The sequence below is a fragment of the Mesorhizobium sp. ORM8.1 genome (assembly GCF_053005525.2).
In genome coordinates this window covers 6,052,904-6,070,396 of the sequence record NZ_CM132600.1, presented here as the reverse complement: position 1 = coordinate 6,070,396, position 17,493 = coordinate 6,052,904, and the positions used below count along the sequence as shown (strand labels likewise).

Below are 17,493 nucleotides of genomic sequence, written 5' to 3'. Positions count from 1 at the left end.
TCAGACCGGTTCCGAAATACGCTTGTACTGATCGGGACGGCGATAGAGGGCGAAGTTGAAATTCACTTTACGGCAGACCTCGATCAGGTCGAGATCGGCGCGATGGACGATGACCTCATCGTCGAGCGACATCGCTTGCGCGGCGATCTCGCCGGTCGGCGCGATGATGCAGGAGCCGCCGATCAGCGCCTGGCCGTCTTCCAGCCCCGCCTTGGCGGCGGCGCCAATCCAGAGCGTGTTCTGGTAGGCGCCGGCCTGCATCGGCAGATGGTTGTGGAACATCCTGAGATGCGCCAGCGCAGGCGCCTCGTCGAGCAGCAGCGGCGTGTTGTAGCCGAGCAGCACCACTTCCGCCCCGTTGAGACAGAGCATGCGATAGGTTTCCGGCCAGCGGCGGTCGTTGCACAGCGCGAGGCCGACGCGCACGCCGCGATAATCGAACACCGGGAAGCCGAGATTGCCCGGCTCGAAATAGCGGCGCTCAAGATGCGTGGTCGTGCCCGCTTCCGGCTCGCTCGAACCCGGCACATGCATCTTATGGTAGCGCCCGATGAAGCCGCCATCCGGCCCGACAAGGTCCATGGTGTTGAAATGGCGCGCGCGGCCGTCTTCCCGCGTGAGCTCGCAGTAGCCGAGCGCAAAGCCGACCTTCAGGCGCGCCGCCGCATCATAGAGGCGCTGCGTCTGCGGCCCCGGCATCGAAGCCTCGTAGAAGGCATCGATCTCGGCCTGGTCGTCGATGCGCCAGCGCGGGAAGAAGGTGGTGAGCGCCATTTCCGGAAACACCGCGATCTCGGCGCCGGCGGAGGCGGCTTTCTCCAGGAGGTGCACCAGGCGGTCGACCGTCTCGGCGCGCGACGCGCTGCGCTGGATCGGTCCGGTCTGACAAACGGCAATGGTCAGGCATCGAGCCATGGTGTCCAATCCTCGACTGGTTTTCCCGAAAGCGCCGGATCGGCGGCACTGCGCGCCACAAAGCGCCCGAACCCCGGGTCCGCCTGCAGCTTGCCCTCGGCAACCACCGGCACGCCGCGTACCAGAACCGTGGTCGGCCTGCCGGTGACGATCCTGCCTTCGTAAGGGGTGAAGTCGACGCGCGAATGCAGCGCCTTGTGTCCGAGCGTCCACCGCGCCGTCGGATCCCAGAGCGCCAGGTCAGCATCGAGCCCGACCGCGATGCTGCCCTTTCGATCCGCGAACCCGTAGATCGACGCGGCATTGCGTGAGGTGAGATCAAGATAGCGATCGAGCGTCAGGCGGCCGGTCAAAAGCCCTTCCGAGAACAGCAGCGGCAGGCGCGTCTCGATGCCGGGAATGCCGCTCAGCGTCGTGGTAAAGCCGGGCGTCTCGGAGCGGCCGACCTTGTCGGCGAAGAAATAAGGCGAATGGTCGGACGACCACAGGTCGATGCCGCCGTCGATCAGTTCCTGCCACAGATGCTCGTGACTGCGCGGCGAACGCGGCGGCGGCGAGAAGACGAAGCGAGCCGCATCGACTGCGGGGCGGTCGAGATCGGCGCCACCGAGGAACAGATATTGCGGACAGGTCTCGGCTACCGCCTCGACGCCGCGCAGTTTCGCCCGCGCCACCTCTTCCGCAGACTGCCAGGAGGAGACGTGGACGATGGTCATGCGCGCGCCGGTCATCTCGGCGAAGGCCAGCGCGCGATGTGTCGCCTCGCGTTCCATCGTCTCGCTGTGAGCGACGACGTGGTAGCGGATGTCGGTGCGGCCGAGCTCGATCAGCCGCTGGCGCGTGCGGCGGATCGCGGCGTCGTTCTCGGCGTGGACCATGACGATCCAGCCAAGACTACGGGCGGTATCGAGGACCTTGAAGAACAGGTCGTCGTCGACCGCAAAGCCCTGATAGGTCATGAACAGCTTGACCGAGGCGATGCCACGGCCGGCGAGCGAACCAAGCTGGGCCTCGACGTCCGCGCCGGTGCCCATGGTCACCACGGCATGCAGCCCGTAGTCGATCACGGCGCGTCCCGCTGCACGATCCATCGCGCGGTCGATGGCGCCGACGGTTGTCAGCTCCGGGCCGGGCATGCCGAACGGCACGATGCAGGTGGTACCGCCAAAGGCGGCGGAGATCGTGCCGGACTCGAAATCGTCGGCATTGCCCGCCCCACCCCAGACCGGCTGGTCGAGATGGCAATGCGCATCGATGCCGCCCGGCATCACCCAGTGGCCGCCGGCGTCGATCACTTTATCTCCGGAAAGGCTCTGGCCGATGGCGGCGATACGGCCGGTGTCGATGCCGACGTCGCATTCGGCCCAACCGTCGTCGAGCGCCACGCGTCCGCCTCTGATCACCATCTCATGCATCTGCCCGCCCCCGACCGGCCTAGCCGACGGCCGCCGTCACCATGATCTCGACGCGATACTGGTCGCCGGCAAGTCGCGCTTCCACCGTGGCGCGCACCGGCATGGCGCTTCGGTCGATCCAGGCATCCCAGGCGGTGTTCATCATCTCGAAATCGGCGATGTCGCGAAGCCATATCTGGGCGCTGAGCAGCTTCGACTTATCGCTGCCGGCCTTGGCAAGCAACGCGTCGATCTTGGCCAGGATCTGCTTCGTCTGGCTGGTGGTGTCGCCGGAAAGATCGTCCGCGGTCAGGCCGGCGACATAGACGGTGCCGTTATAACGAAGCACCCGGCAGAAGCGCTGCCCGTTCTCGAGGCGTTCGATCGTCATGCTGTTCCCTTCCGCTGGTTTTGGAATTTTTGGCTTTTGCCTATGGTACGGAGGGTGCAAAACCACTGTAAAGCCCGCAGAGAGGCGAGAAGCCGCTTTCCTTGATCCACATGGCCAAAAAAATTATGGCCATAGCCGTACCAATCTTCGTTTGTAGCGGACGCCGCAAAGTGTAGCCTGCCATAGGGCTGCCATCGATCAACGGTGTCGCCAAGGGGAGCCACCGCAGCCGCATCCATGAAGTCGATCGCTCAATCCGCGATGCGGCTCTGGCAAAATGCAGAGCGCTCCCGCGCCATGTTGCCGATCATGGTCGGCGTTTGCCTGGCTTGTATCGGCAGCGCCATGCTGACCACCGCCGTGTCGTTGCATCTCGGCAAGCCCGGCATCTCTCCCCAAATCGTGCAGATCGTGCTGACCGCCTATCCCGTCGGCTTCCTCATCGGCTGCCTGGTCGCGCGCCCCGCGGTCGCCCAGTACGGCCACGAACGCACCTTCATCGCCATTCTCGTCCTCGCGCTGCTGGCGGCTTCCGGCTTTGTCTTCACCGATTTCCTGCCGAGCTGGATCTGCTTCCGCCTGCTCGGCGGCATGTCGATGGCCTCGCTGTTCGTCGTCTGCGAGAGCTGGATCAACCTCTATGCCGAGCAGCACAATCGCGGCGCGCTGTTTTCGCTCTACATGCTGACGACGGCGATAGCGGTTCTGCTTGGGCAGTTGCTTGTCGCACTGGTCGGTCCGCAATCGCCGCATCTGTTCCCGGTCGCGGCCGCGACCGTGCTTCTGGCGCTGATCTCCAAATTCATCGGCGGGCGCTGGCCGGCGCTGCCTGCTATCGATCTGGAGCACGCTGGTCCAGCAAGGCCGGTGAAGCGGCTTGGCCCGCTGGCGCTTTTCCGGTTGGCGCCGGTGACCGTCGTCGCCATCTTCCAGGGCGGCATCACCAATATGAACATCTTCGTGCTGACACCGATCTACGGCACCCAGATCGGACTGTCGGCGGCAACGACAGTCGGGCTGGTCACCACCGTCAGCATTGCCGGCATGCTCGCGCAGACGCCCGTCGGCTGGTTGTCGGACAGGTTTGAACGGCGCATCATACTGCTTGTCCAGGGCGTGCTGTCCGTCACGCTCTGCGCCGCGATCGCCTGGCTCGGCAATTTTTCGGAGCCGCTGCTCTTCGTCCTGTTCTTCCTCTATGGCGCGACGGCGCTGACCGTCTATCCGGTGGCGATGGCGTTCGGCGCTTCGCAATTGCACAGCCGGCATATGGTCGGCGCCTCCGGCACCCTGCTTCTGCTCTATTCGATCGGCAATGTCGCGACGCCCGGCGTTTCCGCCGGCTTGATGGAGCATATGGGCGCGCCGGCCATGTTCCTGCTTCTAGGCGGCGGCGCCGTGCTGGTGACTTTAGCCGCCTGCTATAACCTCCTGCGCCGGCCGGTAACCGCACAGGCCATGCAGGCGATAGAGGAGCGGGTCTGATGACCAACCCAGTCATGAACCGCCTTGCAGATCGCGTCATCCTGATCGCGGGCGCGGCCAGCGGCATCGGCGCGGCGATTGCCCGCCGCTGCGTTGACGAAGGCGCAAAGATCGTCTGCGCCGATCATGATCTCGAGCCGGCGACCAAGCTTGCCGAAGCGCTCGGGTCTTCCGCGGCCGCTTGCCAATGCGACGTGACGAAGATCGAGTCCGCTAAAAGCGCCATCGACTTCGCCCAGCAAAAATTCGGCCGGCTCGACGGGCTGGTGCACAACGCCGCCGCGGCTTCGACCAGCGCCACCGTCGTCAATCTCGACGAAAGCGCCTGGCGGCACGAGATCGATGTCGGCCTGACCGGCGCCTTCCTGATGAGCAAATTCGCCGTACCGCTGATTGCCGCAAGCGGCGGCGGCTCGGTCGTCTTCATCGGCTCGCAATTCGGCCGCGTCGCCACCACCAGGGCCGTCGCCTACTGCGCCGCCAAGGCCGGACTGATCCACCTCGCCAAGGCGATGGCCGTCGATCACGCGCCCGACAAGGTCCGCGTCAACAGCCTTTCGCCGGGTGCGGTGGCGACGACGCGGCTGCTGCGCAGGTTCGCCGATTATGAAGCGGCCAATGCCGGCCTCGGCCCTGCCCATCTGCTCGGTCGCATCGCCGAGCCGGACGAGATTGCCGCGGCGGCTGCCTTCCTGCTTTCAACCGACGCGTCCTTCGTCACCGGATCCGACATGCTCGTGGACGGCGGCTATGCGACCCGCTGAGCCCGCGTTTTCAAAGGAGTTTGCATGACCCTGCTTGTCACCGGCGGCACCGGCTTTGTCATGAGCGTGGTTGCACGCGCATGGCTGGACCGCGATCCGCAAGCCCGCGCAGTGATCCTCGACCGGTCCGGCCTCGACGCAACAGCGGAAAAGTTCTTCGCCCCGGTGCGCGATCGCCTCACCGTCATCACCGCCGATATCCTCGACCCGGCGGCCTGGGCAGCAGCGCTCGACAAGCAAGGCATCACGGCAATCGTGCATGGCGCGACGATCACGCCGATCTCGCGCGGCAGCGCGTCGGAAGCAAAACGCCAGCCGGAGGCCGAAGACCCGGCCCGCATCGTCGACGTCAATCTCATGGGCACCGTGCGGATGCTGGACTGGGCGCGCGCGCGACCGGAACTAAAGCGCTTTGTCTATGTCAGTTCCGGTTCCGTCTATCGCCACAATGGGCCCGACTGGGACGGCGAGCCGCTGCCGGAAGACGGCTACGTCGCGCCGCTGACGCTCTACGGCATTTCGAAATTCGCCGCCGAGATGGTCACCAACCGCTATGCCGACCTGTTCGGCCTGTCGGCGATCTCAGTGCGGCTTGCTTCGGTCTATGGTCCGATGGACCGCGCCACCGAGAGCCGCAACTTCCGCCATGTTCCCAACCGCGTCGCGCATATGGCGCTGGCCGGCGAGACGATCAGGCCGAACAGCCTGGAACCGGTCGGCGACTATGCCACCTCGACCGACGTTGCCGCCGCGATCCTCGCGCTGATCGATGCGCCGCGCCTCAACTACCGCCACTACAACATCGGCTCCGGCTCCAGCCAGACCATCGGCGAGATCATCGGCTGGGCAAGAGAACGCGTGCCCGGACTGAAGGCCGAGGTGACATCAGGAGAAGGCGCCAATATCGTCCAGGATGTGAGGCTGAAAGGCGGCATGTGGGGCGCCTATGACATTGCCCGCATCCTGCGTGACACCGCATGGCGGCCGCGTCCGGGCAAGGAAGCGTTCCATGCCTACATGGATTGGATTGCCGCCAACGAAAGCTGAGCCAATCAATCACAGGAGACCAACCGATGCCGACCGACCCGCAGCAAGCGCCGCAGCCGCGCGACTTCGTCGGCTATGGTCCGCGACCGCCTTTCGTTACGTGGCCGGGCGGCATCAAGCTCGCCATCAACCTCGTGGTCAATTACGAGGAAGGCTCGGAATACTCTTGGGCAGAAGACGGTCGCAACGACAATTGGGGCGAGTATAACCTCACGTCCAGCCCACCGGTGCGCGACCTCGGCACCGAGACGCATTTCGAATATGGCAGCCGTGCCGGCGTCTGGCGCCTGGCAAGGCTGTTCGACCGCCACGATATCCCGGTCACCATCTCCGCCTGCGCCGTGGCGTTGGAGCGCAATCCGCCCTTTGTCGAATGGATGAAGACGCGACGCCACGATCTGCTCGGCCACGGCTTGCGCTGGATCGACTACACGACGATGGAGCGCGCAGAGGAAAAGCGCCATTTGCATGAAGCAATTGCGCTCTACGAGAGGCTGCTGGAAAAGCGGCCTTTGGGTTGGAACTGCCGCTCGCTGCCCAGCATCAACACGCGTGACCTTTTGGTCGAGGAAGGCGGCTTCCTGTACCACTCCGATCCCTGCAATGACGACCTGCCCTATTTCCTCGATCACCGGGGGACCGAGATTCTCGTCGTCCCCTATTCCAAGACGCTCAACGACAGCCGCTATCTGGTGGCGCCGGGCTACAGCAATCCGCGCGACTTCGCCGAGGACTGCCGCTCGGCGATCGACTACTTGCTTGGCGAGGCCGACGAGACTGGTGGCCGGATGCTGACGATCGGCATCCATGCGCGCTGGACGGGCCAGCCCAACCGGGCATCTGGCCTGCGCGAGGTGATCGAGCACGTCCAGGAAAGCGATGGCGCCGCCTTCATGCGCCGCGAGGATATTGCTCGCTTCTGGCAGGCGAACCATGCGCGCTTCGAGCAGCGCGGCTGAACGGAGAGCCGCGAAATGTTCGAGGCGCTGATCCGCGGTGCAACGCTGGTGAACGCCGAAGGGCCAAGACGTGCCAATGTCGGCATCGCGGCAGGCCGGATTGCCGCACTCGTGCCTCCTGGCGAGACGGTGGAGGCCGGCAAAACCATCGATGCTTCAGGCTGTTTCCTGCTGCCCGGCCTGGTCGACGCGCATGTGCATCTGCGCGACCCCGGCCTGACCCACAAGGAGGACTTTTCCTCCGGCACCCATGCGGCGGCACTCGGCGGCATGACCACCGTGCTCGACATGCCGACCGACGAACCCTGGACGGCGACGTCCGGGCAGCTCGCGGACAAGATGGCGATCGCCGAAGGCCGCCTCCATGTCGATGTCGGCCTGCAGGCTGTGGTCAGCCGCGACCTGTCGCTCCTCCCCGCCTGCTCGATCTCAAGCCGGTCTCGTTCGAGCTGTTCACCGCCGACGTGCCGGACGCCTTCCTCTTCGCAACACTAGACGCGGTCGCGGAAGCGCTGAGGGCTTTCGATGGCGCCGACACGCTGATCGGCATTTCGCCCGGCGACCAATCGATCCTGAGCGGCAGTGCGGCGCGCGATCGCTCCGGCAGCATCGCCGCCTTCCTGGACAGCCGGCCGCCGCTGGCGGAGGCCAACGGCATCGCCCGCGCGCTTATCGCCGCTGCCTCGGCCGAGGCCAGGATCCACGTTCGCCAGATCAACTCCGAACTCGGCGTCGAGACCTGGAGCCGGCTGCGCGGCATGGCCGACGCCAGCGTCGAAACCACGCCGCAGAACCTGTTCTTCACCGCCGCGGATTACGAGACGCAGGGCGCCAGGCTGAAGGCTTCGCCGCCCTTGCGGTCGCCGCATGATGTCGACGCGCTGCGCGCAGCATTGAGCGCCGGACTGATCGATATCGTCGCCACCGATCATGCTCCGCATGCGCCGGTGGAAAAAGCCGCATCCTATGCCGCTTTCGCCGACATTCCGGGCGGCATGCCTGGGCTGCAGACGCTGCTTTCCACCATGCTGAAGCTGGTCGACGAAGGGCTCATCGCCCTGCCAGACCTGGTGCGCATGTGCGCCAGCAATCCCGCCGAGCGCTTCGGTCTCGGCCGGCGCAAGGAAAGATCGCCCCCGGCTACGATGCCGATCTGCTGATCCTCGATCCGCGCCAGCCCAGTTCCATATCCGACGCGGAGCAGGTCTCCCGTGCGGCCTATACACCCTTTGACGGCTGGAGGGTCAAAGCACGTCTGATGAGCGTCTTCCTGCGCGGCCGCGAGATCGTGCGCGAGGGCAAGCTGATCGCATCGACATCTGGAACCATCGTCACCCGGGAAGGCTGAAAATCATGCCGTTGCTTGCCAACAAAATCGCAGTCGTCACGGGAGCCAGTTCCGGCATCGGCCGCGCCATCGCCCTTAAATTCGCGGCCGAGGGCGCGAGCGTCGTCGTCGCCGACACGGTCGAGCAGCCGATCGAGGGCGGTGAGACCACCGTCGAGTTGATCCGCTCGGCCGGTGGCGCTGCCATCTACATCCGGACCGACATCTCGGACTGGAACGCTGTCGATGCGCTGGTCGGCGCGACGGCCGCGCGGTACGGGCGGCTCGACGTGATGATCAACAACGCCGCGATCTACACCAGCACCAACCTGATCGAGACCACGCCGGAACAATGGCAGCGCGTCATCGGCGTCAACCTGACGGGTTTCTTCTACTGCTCGAAGCGCGCCGTCATGCAGATGCTCACCCAGGCGCCGGTCAACGACGTGCGCGGCCGTATCATCAACATCTCCTCGCAGCACGGCATGGTGGCCTGCCCCGGCGACTTGCCCTATTCGGTGAGTAAGGGCGGCATCGTGCAGATGACGCGCCAGATCGCAGTCGACCATGCCGACGACCTGATCGTCTGCAACGCGATCGCGCCGGGCAAGATCATCACCGGCAAGCCCGGCGTCGCCAACGATCCCGATGCGCTCGACTATTCGCGCCGCCGAACCCCCTGGCCGCGGCTCGGACATCCGAACGACGTCGCGGGCTCGGCTTTGTTCCTTGCCAGCGATATGGCGAGCTACGTCACCGGCATCAACCTGATGGTGGATGGCGGCTGGATGGCGGGCTGAGCGGACCGGCCCTTCCTGTCTACTCCGCCGCCAGAGCCGTGACTTCCCTGCGGAACGGCAGGGCGTCGCCGATATCGGGTTCGTCCAGCTCGCGCGCGAAACGGTGGCCGGCATAGGTCGCCCAGGCGATCGGACCTGGCGCCTCGGCATCGCCGAAGACCTTGATCGAGCGGATGCCATTGTCGGCCCATTCGTCCCGCCGCGCTTTCAGGTCACGCCAGACCGTGTCGTCCTGCTGGCGCGACGTCACCAGCACCACGGCATCCGCGGCGATATCGCGTTCGGCGCCAGTGTAGGCGCAAGCGGCGGCGACGCCTCCCGGCACGATGCGCGTCACGATCCGGTTCAGCACGATCTCGACGCCAAGCCCGGCCAGCCGGCGATGGATGGCGCCCTGCTCCAGCGTGTTGCGGGTCCAGTCCGACACATAGGCCGACGGCGTCACCAGCGTCACCTTGGCGCCGTTGCGCGCCATCAGCTCGGCCAGGACGCCGCCCATATAGTAGTGGTCGTCATCGAACAGCACGACATTGCCGGTCGGCACATTGCCGCCCATAAGATCGTCCGGCGTGTAGACCGGCATGGCGGGATCGATCGGCATCGGCACGACATGGGCGCGCGCCACGCCGTCGCGGCGCCATGTCGAGCCGGTGGCAATGGCGATGTTCTGGAAGCCGAAGGCCAGTATGTCCTCAGCCGACAATCGGCTTTCGAAATAGACGTCGACATTGGACATCTGGCTGAGCTGGTACTGGCGATAGTCGCGCACGCGGCCCCAGGCCGACAGGCCAGGCAGGCGGCATTCGCGCGCCACGCGACCGCCGAGCTCGGTGCCGGCCTCGGAGATCGCCACCTGGTAGCCGCGCAGCCCAAGCGCACGGGCGGCCTCCAGCCCGGCGGGGCCGGCGCCGACGATCAGCACGCTGTCGCTGTCGCCCTTGGCCTGCATGCGTTCGGGATGCCAGCCCTTGCGCCACTCCTCCATGAAGGTCGGGTTCTGCGTGCAGCGCGAGATCGACATGGTCATGTCGCCGGTGATGCAGATGTTGCAGCCGATGCATTCGCGAATGTCCTCGATACGTCCCTCCTCCACCTTCCTGGGCAGGAAGGGATCGGCGATCGACGGGCGCGCGCAGCCGATGAAATCCAGCGTGCCGGATTTGATCATCCTGACCATGACATCGGGCGAGGTGAAGCGACCGACGCCGACGACCGGTTTCGAGGTCAGCCTCTTGATGCCGGACACCAGGCTCTCCTGCGCGCCCTCCTCCTTGAACCGCGACGGCCCCGAGCAATCCTCCCAGGCGCCATGCGCCAGATCCCAGAGGTCGGGCAGGTCGGCATGCATCTCGATCATGTCGCGCACCTCGGAGTTGGCAAAGCCAAGCTCACCGATCATCTCGTCCAGCGACAGCCGCAGCGTCAGGCCGCAGGTGTCGCCGATGGCATCGCGCCCCTCCTCGATCAGCTCACGCATCAGCCGCGAGCGGTTTTCCAGCGAGCCGCCATATTCGTCGCTGCGCTGGTTGGTGGCGGTGGACAGGAAGTGCTGGATGATGCCGAAGCCGTGCGCGCCGTAGAGGCAGACAAGGTCGAAGCCCGCCTGCTTCGCACGCTTGAAAGCGTTGCGGTGCCAGCGGCGCAGGTCGCGGATATCCTCCCTGTCCATGGCGCGCGCCTGGACCGGATCGTTGGTGAAGGTGCGGATGGGCAAGGCCGACGGCCCGCGCGGCACTTCCTTGGTGTAGAGGTTCGGGCCGTTGATGCCGGAATAGGCGAGCTGGACACCGGCCAGCGCGCCATGCTGGCGCATGGCCTTGGCCATCCTGGCCAAAGCCGGGATATCGGCATCGTCCCACAGCCTGAGCTCGATGAAGGGCGTGATCTCGGAGGTGTGGTGCATCTCGGTCTGCTCGGTGAAGATGACGCCCCAGCCACCTTCCGACTTCATGCGCCGCATCTCGGCCGCGGCCGAGGGGTCGCGATAGCCGCCGCCATTGCAGTGCGGCACCTGGTAGAAGCGGTTCTTGGCGGTCACCGGGCCGATCTTCATCGGCTCGAACAGAATGTCGTAGCGTGGGTCGCGCATGTAGGCTTCCTTCCTGCCGGCTCCGGAGATTACTCATAAGATGGCGCAGGCGCGGGAAAACTACGGATTTCTTCTGCGCCGATTAGGGCGCGCCTAATCGCGCATCCGGCGGATTAGCCTGCGATGAAGCGGAGCTGAGCCAAAAGCGACTTCTACGCCACGGCGCCACGATGCTACACAACCGGCTGCGGCAATGGGAAAAGACATGGACAGCATCACCATCCTCGAACGGCTGATCGCCTTCCCGACGGTGAGCCGCGACTCCAATCTCGATCTCATCGGCTATGCGGCGGAGCTGCTGGCAGCGAACGACATTGCCTGCCGGATCATCCCCAGCGCCGATGGCCACAAGGCCAATCTCTTTGCCACCATAGGCCCAGCCGGCAAGCCCGGCATCATGCTGTCCGGCCATACCGACGTCGTTCCGGTCGATGGCCAGAACTGGACGCTGCCGCCATTCGCGATGACCGAGCGCGACGGCAAGCTCTATGGGCGCGGCGCGGCGGACATGAAGGGCTTCGTCGCCGCAGCGATTGCCGCCTGTCTCAAAGCTTCGAAGATGACGCTTCAAACACCCTTGCACCTGGCGCTCTCCTACGATGAGGAGGTCGGCTGCCTGGGCGTGCGCGACCTGATCGAAATGCTCGGCGCAGCACCCCAACGCCCGCTTTTGTGCATCGTCGGCGAACCGACGAATATGCAGGTGGCGACAGGCCACAAGGGCAAGCTGGCGGCGCGCGCGCTCTGCAAGGGACGCGAAGGCCATTCGGCCCTCGCCCCCTTGGCGCTCAATGCCATCCATCTCGGTTGTGATTTCGTGCGGGCCTTGCGCGACGAACAGGATCGGCTCACCCGCGACGGGCCCCGCGACGGCGACTACGACATTCCCTACACGACCGTGCATGTCGGCAAGATCAACGCCGGCGTGGCGCTCAACATCGTGCCCAATCTCTGCCACGTCGATTTCGAGATCCGCAACGTTGCCGCCGACAATGCGGCCGCCATTCTCGACAGGCTGCGCGACGCCGCCGAGCGCATTGCCCGCGATGCCGCCTCGATCGCCGCCGAAGCCGCGATCGACATCGAGATCACCAACACCTACCCCGGCCTCGACACTCCCGCCGCTTCGCAAGCCGTGGCCTTCGTCAAATCGCTGACCGGCGCCAACAACACCATGAAAGTCGCTTTCGGCACCGAAGGCGGATTGTTCAGCCGTGATCTCGGCACGCCGGCCGTCGTCTGCGGTCCAGGCTCGATGGCGCAGGGGCACAAGCCTGACGAATTCGTCAGCGTCGAGCAGCTGCGGCGTTGCGACGAGATGCTGGAAAGGCTGCTGTCGCGGCTCGCCGACGGCTGGCCGTGACCTTCGTTATTTGACGATGCGCTCGGTGCCGAAGACGCCCTGCTCCAGGACGAAGCGGCGGCAGTGCTCGATGAAGGCCTGCACCGTCAGCGTGCGGTGCTCGGCATTGGGCAAGGCGATGCCCATGGTCAGCGGCCTGAGGTCGCCCAGCAAGGGGACGAAGACCAGCAATTTGCCGTCCGGCGACATGGTGTTGAGCGGCCGCATATTGGCGATGCCATAGCCGAAGCCATTGCCGACCATCGAGCGCATGACGGCGATGTCGCCGGTGCGTTCGGCGATCTTGGGTCGCAGGCCCTGGAAGGCCGAGAGGAAATATTCCCTGCTGTAAGGCAGGTCGAGCAGCACCATCGGTTCGTCGACCAGTTCCTCGGGCGTGATGCCGGCTTTCGCTGCCAGGCGATGCGCGGACGGCAGCATCACATAGGCCGGCAGCTGGATCAGCGGCTCGAACATCATGTCCTGCGACAGTTCGAGGTCGTAAGTCAGCGCGGCGTCGATTTCGCCACGCTGCAGCATCTCGAACAACTGTCCCTGGTTGCGCTCGAATTGCCTAAGGCGCACATCCGGATAGGCGTCCTCGAATTTCCGGCGCAGCGCCGGCAGCACGATCTGCGCGAATGTGAGCAGGCAGCCGATCGCCAGTGGTCCGCGCACCTTCTCGGCAATATCGCCGGCGATGTCGTGCAGCGCATCGGCGTCGGTGAGCAGGCGCGCGGCTTCTTTCAAGAACAGGCGGCCGCCGGCGGTCAGCGCCAGCGCGTGCGAGTGCTTGCGCACGAAGAGCTGGACGCCGAACTCCGCTTCGAGTTGGGCGATCGACGCCGAGATCGACGGCGGCGAGACATTCACCTGCTCGGCCGCCTTGGCGATCGAACCCGCTTCGCCGACGGCGACGAAATATTCGAGTTGTCTGAGGGTGAAGCGGAGCGGCATGGTCGCTATGTTGCCGGTTTGCGGCCGGTGATCAAGTCGCGGCCCTCAGTACTTGATCCAGGTGGCCTTCAGCGCGGTGTATTTGTCGAGCGCGTGCAGCGACAGGTCGCGTCCGAAGCCGGATTGCTTGAAACCGCCGAAGGGTGTCATCGGGCTCAACGCATCGACCGTGTTCACCGACACCGTGCCGACCCGAAGCCGCTCGGCGATGCGATGCGCCCGCGACAGGCTGTCGGTCCACAGCGATGCCGCCAGGCCGTAGATGCTGTCATTGGCGATCCGAAGCGCCTCGTCCTCGGTGTCGAAGGCGATGACCGACAGCACCGGACCGAAGATCTCATCGCGGGCCAGCGGATCGTCGGGCGAGACATTGTCGAAGATCGTCGGCTGCACGAAGCTGCCACGGCCATCGACGGCGGTCCGGCAGCCGCCGGTGACCAGTCGTGCCGACTTCTTGCCGCCATCGATGAAACGCATGACGGTCGCGGCGTGCCGCGCATCGACCATCGCACCCATCCTGGATGCCGGGTCGAGCGGATCGCCCGGCTGGGCCGCGGCCGCGCGCTCCGCCAGCTTCTCGACCAGCGCATCCTTGACCCGGCGCTCCACCAGCAGCCGGGAATTGGCCGAGCAGACCTGTCCCTGGTTGAAGAAGATGCCGAAGGCGGCCATGTCGACGGCGGCATCCAGATCGGCGCAATCGGCGAACACCAGATTGGGGCTCTTGCCGCCGGTCTCCAGCCAGACCTGCTTCATGTTTGACTGGCCGGAATACTGCAGGAACATCTTGCCGACGGCCGTCGAGCCGGTGAAGGCCAGGCAATCGACGTCCATGTGGCGGCCGAGCGCCTGGCCGGCCGTCTCACCGAGGCCGGGCACGACATTGAGCACGCCGGCGGGCAGGCCCGCCTCCATGGCGAGCTCGGCCAGCCTGAGCGCCGAGAAAGGCGATTGCTCGGCGGGTTTGAGCACAACCGAATTGCCCGCCGCCAGCGCGGGCGCGCATTTCCTGGTCGCCATGTCGAGCGGGAAGTTCCATGGCACCACCGCGCCAACGACGCCAAGCGGCTCGCGCCGCACCAGAGCAAGGTCGCCCTGGCTGGTCGGCGCCACCTCGTCATAGATCTTGTCGATCGCTTCGCCATACCATTGGAAGATCGCTGCTGATCCAGGCACGTCGATGGTGGCGGCGTCCTTGACCAGCTTGCCCATGTCCAGCGATTCCAGCAGCGCCAGTTCCTGCAGGTTCTCGCGCAGCAATTCCGCCAGCCGCAGCAGCACTTGCTTGCGATGTTGGGGGCTCGTTCGCGACCAGACGCCGGCCTCGAAACTGCGTCGTGCGGCGGCGACGGCAAGATCGATATCCTCTTCGCCGCACGAGGCGACCTCGGCAAGCGTGGCGCCCGTGGCCGGGTTGACGCTGGCGAACGTCCGGCCGGAGCGCGCCGGCACCGCCTTGCCGTCGATGAAGGCCTTGTCGCGAAAACGGATCGCCGACGCCTTGCCGACCCATTCCTTATGGCTGAGTTCGCTCATGCTCGCTCCAGATCGTCGGATTACTCGTCACCGGGAACGCCATAGCTCGGCGCATCGGACGGGTTGAGGGCGCGGGTGACATAGGCGTCGAGCTGAGGCTTGTAGATATCCCACAGCGTTGCCAGTTGCTCGACCGGGCACGCCTCGGTCCAGTCGCAGCGCAGGTCGGCGACTGGCCATGACACATCGCGGACCAGCTTCATCCCGGCGGAGCGAACAGGCCCCGCCTCGCCGCCGGCCTTAAGCGCGGCGCGCATCGTCGCGATCAGCCGATCGCCAAGATGGCCTTCGGAGGCAAGGAACGCGTCGACCATGGCCTGCGGGATTGCATCATTCGCCAGCAGATTGCCGCCACAGGCGACGTCTGCGCCACGCGCCTCGGCCCAGATGCCGAGCGCTTTCGGTCCCGAATGAATGGCGCTGCCGCCAGCCGCATCGACCGCCAGGACCTGCCGGTACTCCGCGAACGCCGTGCGCTTCAGGATCGCCACCGCCTCGGCGGCGGAAGCACCGCCTGCCATTAGCCCAAGTGCACGCGGCCCGAGCGTCGGGTCGGTGACGTTCTGGCTGGCAACGGCGCCTACGCCGGCTTGCGCGTAGGCGCAACGCGCCGCTACAGCCGGAGACGATGAGGACACCGCGACCCCGAACATGCCGGTGCGCCGGCACCGCGCGACAATGGAAAAGGTCATGAGCTTAATCCGGGATCACGGCAGTGCCGTCGATCTCGACCAGCCAGTCCGGCCGCGCCAGGGCCGACACGACAAGGCCGGTCGAAACCGGGTGCACGCCTTTGATGTATTCGCCCATCGCCCGATAAACGGCTTCGCGATGACGCACATCGGTGATGTAGACCACCACCTTGACCAGATGCTCCATCGTGCCGCCGCACTCCTCGATGAGTTGCCTGATGTTCTGCATCACCTTGTGGGTCTGCTCGACCGGATCGTGGCTGTCGATGTTCTTGGCGGTGTCGAGGTCCTGTGGGCACTGGCCGCGCAGATAGACCGTACGGCCGCCGCGCGTGACGACCGCTTGGCACAGATCATTGTCGAGCTTCTGCTCGGGATAAGTGTCCTTCGTGTTGAAGGTGCGGATTCTTGTATGCTTCATCTAGGGTCTCCATCAGGTCGGGCTCGCCGCGGTCGTCAGCTCTGGTCAGGCATCCACGGCCTCGCGCTGCGCTGCGGCGTGATAGGCCAGATATTTGCGCTGCGTCGAAATCCGGTCGGCGACATGCTTGGCATCATGCCAGACGCCCCAGATGAAACTGGAGCCTCTTCGTGACTGCCAGGGCAGGCCGAGAAAATAGATCCCGGGCTCGCTCGAGACGCCGCGCTGATGCCTTGGCCGGCCCTTCTCGTCAAAGGCATCGACCTTCAGCCAGCTGTAATCGACGGCAAAGCCCGTCGCCCAGATGATCGTCGCAATCCCTGCATCGGCCAGGTCGAGCTCGCGGATCGGATTGGCCACGCATTCCGGGTCCGGCTCGATCCGGCGCAGAGCCGGCTCCTCCGGAAGGTCGAGACCGTTGCGCGCGACATAGGCATCGGCCTCGTCCAGCAGCGACATCAGGCTGGCGTCGCCGCGAGCGATGTTCTTCGCCAGATCGGGCGCGAAGGTCAGCACGCCGTCCTGATATGTTTTCGTCATGCCGACCAGGATCAGCCCCCGCGCCGCCAACCGGCGGAAATCGATCGTCTCGCCGCCACGCGCGCCGCTCACCGCGATCGTGACATGTTCGGTGCCGGGTCCGGGCGTTTCGAGGTCCCATTTGCCGAGAACGCCCAGCCACCAGCAGAAATCGCGCCCGCGATAGGCGCGCGGCGGACGGTCATGCGGGCCGACCGAGAGGTAGACACGCCGCCCCGAGCGCTGAAGCTCGTCGGCGATCTGCACGCCTGAGGATCCCGCCCCAACCACCAGCACCGCGCCCTTAGGCAACTGTGCGGGGTTGCGGTAGGCGCTGGAATGGATCTGCAGGATATCCGCATCGCCGGGAACAAGCGCGGGGATGACCGGAACCTGGAACGGCCCGGTCGCCGCAACGATGCTGTTGGCCTCGATCACGCCATCCGACGTCTCGACGCGGAACCCGGGTCGCCCGACATTTCTTTGCGCCAGCTTGACCTCGACGCCGCAACGGATCGGCGCATTGATCTGCTTCGCATAGGCGACGAAATAGTCGGCAACCTCCTCCTTGGAAGGAAAGCCATCGGGACCCGTCATCGGAAATTCCATGCCCGGGAACCGGTCGTGCCAGGCCGGGCCATTGGCAACGAGCGAATCCCACCGCTGCGAACGCCAGCGCTCGGCAATTCGGCCGCGCTCGAGAACGAGATGCGGCACGCCGCATTTGCTCAGATGCTCGCTCATAGCCACCCCCGCCTGGCCGCCGCCGACGACAAGCGTGTCTATTTTTTCCACCGACATTTCTGCGTCCTTTCCCCGAATTTTACGGCTGTGACGGAGCCCAGATCGTTGATG

At 65.4% G+C, this 17,493-nt stretch carries 17 protein-coding genes; 8 read left to right on the top strand and 9 right to left on the bottom strand.

Going from position 1 to position 17,493, the window contains the following annotated elements; translation table 11 throughout:
* From ACVDG8_RS30390 to ACVDG8_RS30380, 3 genes are read right to left on the bottom strand one after another with little or no spacing between them, the layout of a single operon-like run.
* Nucleotides 1-915 (bottom strand): nitrilase-related carbon-nitrogen hydrolase, encoded by a 915-nt coding sequence (locus ACVDG8_RS30390; RefSeq protein ID WP_447251750.1) that lies wholly within the window; start codon nucleotides 913-915, stop codon nucleotides 1-3.
* A complete protein-coding gene (gene hydA / locus ACVDG8_RS30385) occupies nucleotides 900-2,321 on the bottom strand; it encodes a dihydropyrimidinase (protein ID WP_455707355.1) in 1,422 nt (473 codons plus the stop codon). The genes ACVDG8_RS30390 and hydA overlap by 16 nt, the downstream gene beginning before the upstream one ends.
* A gap of 28 nt (nucleotides 2,322-2,349) precedes the next feature.
* Nucleotides 2,350-2,700 carry a RidA family protein gene (locus ACVDG8_RS30380; RefSeq protein WP_041007422.1) on the bottom strand — a complete coding sequence of 117 codons (351 nt, stop codon included), beginning with the start codon at nucleotides 2,698-2,700 and terminating at the stop codon, nucleotides 2,350-2,352.
* A 237-nt stretch (nucleotides 2,701-2,937) separates the two neighbouring features.
* Here ACVDG8_RS30380 and ACVDG8_RS30375 point away from each other — a divergent pair, with 237 nt between their 5' ends.
* From ACVDG8_RS30375 to ACVDG8_RS30345, 7 genes are all read left to right on the top strand, one after another.
* A complete protein-coding gene (locus ACVDG8_RS30375; protein WP_447251748.1) occupies nucleotides 2,938-4,185 on the top strand; it encodes an MFS transporter in 1,248 nt (415 codons plus the stop codon).
* The gene (locus tag ACVDG8_RS30370; RefSeq protein ID WP_447251747.1) at nucleotides 4,185-4,949 is read left to right on the top strand and encodes an SDR family NAD(P)-dependent oxidoreductase; all 765 of its coding nucleotides are present in this window, start codon (nucleotides 4,185-4,187) and stop codon (nucleotides 4,947-4,949) included. The genes ACVDG8_RS30375 and ACVDG8_RS30370 overlap by 1 nt, the downstream gene beginning before the upstream one ends.
* Nucleotides 4,950-4,973: 24 nt before the next feature.
* Nucleotides 4,974-5,996 (top strand): NAD-dependent epimerase/dehydratase family protein, encoded by a 1,023-nt coding sequence (locus tag ACVDG8_RS30365; RefSeq protein WP_447251746.1) that lies wholly within the window; start codon nucleotides 4,974-4,976, stop codon nucleotides 5,994-5,996.
* A 26-nt stretch (nucleotides 5,997-6,022) separates the two neighbouring features.
* Nucleotides 6,023-6,955: a polysaccharide deacetylase family protein gene (locus ACVDG8_RS30360; protein ID WP_447251745.1), complete on the top strand. Its 933-nt coding sequence runs from the start codon at nucleotides 6,023-6,025 to the stop codon at nucleotides 6,953-6,955.
* A 15-nt stretch (nucleotides 6,956-6,970) separates the two neighbouring features.
* Entirely contained in the window at nucleotides 6,971-7,450 is a 480-nt protein-coding gene (locus ACVDG8_RS30355; RefSeq protein WP_455707354.1) for an amidohydrolase family protein, read from the top strand.
* Nucleotides 7,420-8,115, top strand: a complete 696-nt coding sequence (locus ACVDG8_RS30350) for a hypothetical protein (RefSeq protein ID WP_455707353.1) — start codon at nucleotides 7,420-7,422, stop codon at nucleotides 8,113-8,115. Before ACVDG8_RS30355 ends, ACVDG8_RS30350 begins: the two co-directional genes overlap by 31 nt.
* 193 nt (nucleotides 8,116-8,308) lie before the next feature.
* Nucleotides 8,309-9,082, top strand: coding sequence for an SDR family NAD(P)-dependent oxidoreductase (locus ACVDG8_RS30345; protein WP_447251743.1), 774 nt, complete (start codon nucleotides 8,309-8,311; stop codon nucleotides 9,080-9,082).
* Between the two features lie 19 nt (nucleotides 9,083-9,101).
* Here the strand turns inward: ACVDG8_RS30345 and ACVDG8_RS30340 are convergent, their stop codons facing one another.
* Complete coding sequence (locus ACVDG8_RS30340) at nucleotides 9,102-11,171, bottom strand: oxidoreductase (protein ID WP_447251742.1); 2,070 nt, start codon at nucleotides 11,169-11,171, stop codon at nucleotides 9,102-9,104.
* Between the two features lie 205 nt (nucleotides 11,172-11,376).
* Between ACVDG8_RS30340 and argE the strand changes: the two genes are divergently transcribed.
* Complete coding sequence (gene argE, locus ACVDG8_RS30335; RefSeq protein ID WP_447251741.1) at nucleotides 11,377-12,534, top strand: acetylornithine deacetylase; 1,158 nt, start codon at nucleotides 11,377-11,379, stop codon at nucleotides 12,532-12,534.
* A 6-nt stretch (nucleotides 12,535-12,540) separates the two neighbouring features.
* On the opposite strand, the gene ACVDG8_RS30330 is transcribed toward argE, so the two are convergent.
* From ACVDG8_RS30330 to ACVDG8_RS30310, 5 genes are read right to left on the bottom strand one after another with little or no spacing between them, the layout of a single operon-like run.
* Nucleotides 12,541-13,470: a LysR family transcriptional regulator gene (locus tag ACVDG8_RS30330; RefSeq protein WP_447251740.1), complete on the bottom strand. Its 930-nt coding sequence runs from the start codon at nucleotides 13,468-13,470 to the stop codon at nucleotides 12,541-12,543.
* Between the two features lie 45 nt (nucleotides 13,471-13,515).
* Nucleotides 13,516-15,006: an aldehyde dehydrogenase gene (locus ACVDG8_RS30325; RefSeq protein ID WP_447251739.1), complete on the bottom strand. Its 1,491-nt coding sequence runs from the start codon at nucleotides 15,004-15,006 to the stop codon at nucleotides 13,516-13,518.
* Nucleotides 15,007-15,026: 20 nt separating this feature from the next.
* Nucleotides 15,027-15,698 (bottom strand): DUF1028 domain-containing protein, encoded by a 672-nt coding sequence (locus ACVDG8_RS30320; protein ID WP_447251738.1) that lies wholly within the window; start codon nucleotides 15,696-15,698, stop codon nucleotides 15,027-15,029.
* A gap of 4 nt (nucleotides 15,699-15,702) precedes the next feature.
* Nucleotides 15,703-16,119, bottom strand: a complete 417-nt coding sequence (locus tag ACVDG8_RS30315; protein WP_447251737.1) for a RidA family protein — start codon at nucleotides 16,117-16,119, stop codon at nucleotides 15,703-15,705.
* A gap of 45 nt (nucleotides 16,120-16,164) precedes the next feature.
* The gene (locus ACVDG8_RS30310; RefSeq protein WP_447251736.1) at nucleotides 16,165-17,439 is read right to left on the bottom strand and encodes a flavin-containing monooxygenase; all 1,275 of its coding nucleotides are present in this window, start codon (nucleotides 17,437-17,439) and stop codon (nucleotides 16,165-16,167) included.
* Between the last annotated feature and the right edge of the window lie 54 nt (nucleotides 17,440-17,493).

Excerpts from the sequence above, each read along its gene's own strand:
- ACVDG8_RS30390 (WP_447251750.1), bottom strand. The coding sequence starts at position 915 with ATGGCTCGATGCCTGACCATTGCCGTTTGTCAGACCGGACCGATCCAG.
- hydA (WP_455707355.1), bottom strand. The coding sequence starts at position 2,321 with ATGGTGATCAGAGGCGGACGCGTGGCGCTCGACGACGGTTGGGCCGAA.
- ACVDG8_RS30380 (WP_041007422.1), bottom strand. The coding sequence starts at position 2,700 with ATGACGATCGAACGCCTCGAGAACGGGCAGCGCTTCTGCCGGGTGCTT.
- ACVDG8_RS30375 (WP_447251748.1), top strand. The coding sequence starts at position 2,938 with ATGAAGTCGATCGCTCAATCCGCGATGCGGCTCTGGCAAAATGCAGAG.
- ACVDG8_RS30370 (WP_447251747.1), top strand. The coding sequence starts at position 4,185 with ATGACCAACCCAGTCATGAACCGCCTTGCAGATCGCGTCATCCTGATC.
- ACVDG8_RS30365 (WP_447251746.1), top strand. The coding sequence starts at position 4,974 with ATGACCCTGCTTGTCACCGGCGGCACCGGCTTTGTCATGAGCGTGGTT.
- ACVDG8_RS30360 (WP_447251745.1), top strand. The coding sequence starts at position 6,023 with ATGCCGACCGACCCGCAGCAAGCGCCGCAGCCGCGCGACTTCGTCGGC.
- ACVDG8_RS30355 (WP_455707354.1), top strand. The coding sequence starts at position 6,971 with ATGTTCGAGGCGCTGATCCGCGGTGCAACGCTGGTGAACGCCGAAGGG.
- ACVDG8_RS30345 (WP_447251743.1), top strand. The coding sequence starts at position 8,309 with ATGCCGTTGCTTGCCAACAAAATCGCAGTCGTCACGGGAGCCAGTTCC.
- ACVDG8_RS30340 (WP_447251742.1), bottom strand. The coding sequence starts at position 11,171 with ATGCGCGACCCACGCTACGACATTCTGTTCGAGCCGATGAAGATCGGC.
- argE (WP_447251741.1), top strand. The coding sequence starts at position 11,377 with ATGGACAGCATCACCATCCTCGAACGGCTGATCGCCTTCCCGACGGTG.
- ACVDG8_RS30330 (WP_447251740.1), bottom strand. The coding sequence starts at position 13,470 with ATGCCGCTCCGCTTCACCCTCAGACAACTCGAATATTTCGTCGCCGTC.
- ACVDG8_RS30325 (WP_447251739.1), bottom strand. The coding sequence starts at position 15,006 with ATGAGCGAACTCAGCCATAAGGAATGGGTCGGCAAGGCGTCGGCGATC.
- ACVDG8_RS30320 (WP_447251738.1), bottom strand. The coding sequence starts at position 15,698 with ATGACCTTTTCCATTGTCGCGCGGTGCCGGCGCACCGGCATGTTCGGG.
- ACVDG8_RS30315 (WP_447251737.1), bottom strand. The coding sequence starts at position 16,119 with ATGAAGCATACAAGAATCCGCACCTTCAACACGAAGGACACTTATCCC.
- ACVDG8_RS30310 (WP_447251736.1), bottom strand. The coding sequence starts at position 17,439 with ATGTCGGTGGAAAAAATAGACACGCTTGTCGTCGGCGGCGGCCAGGCG.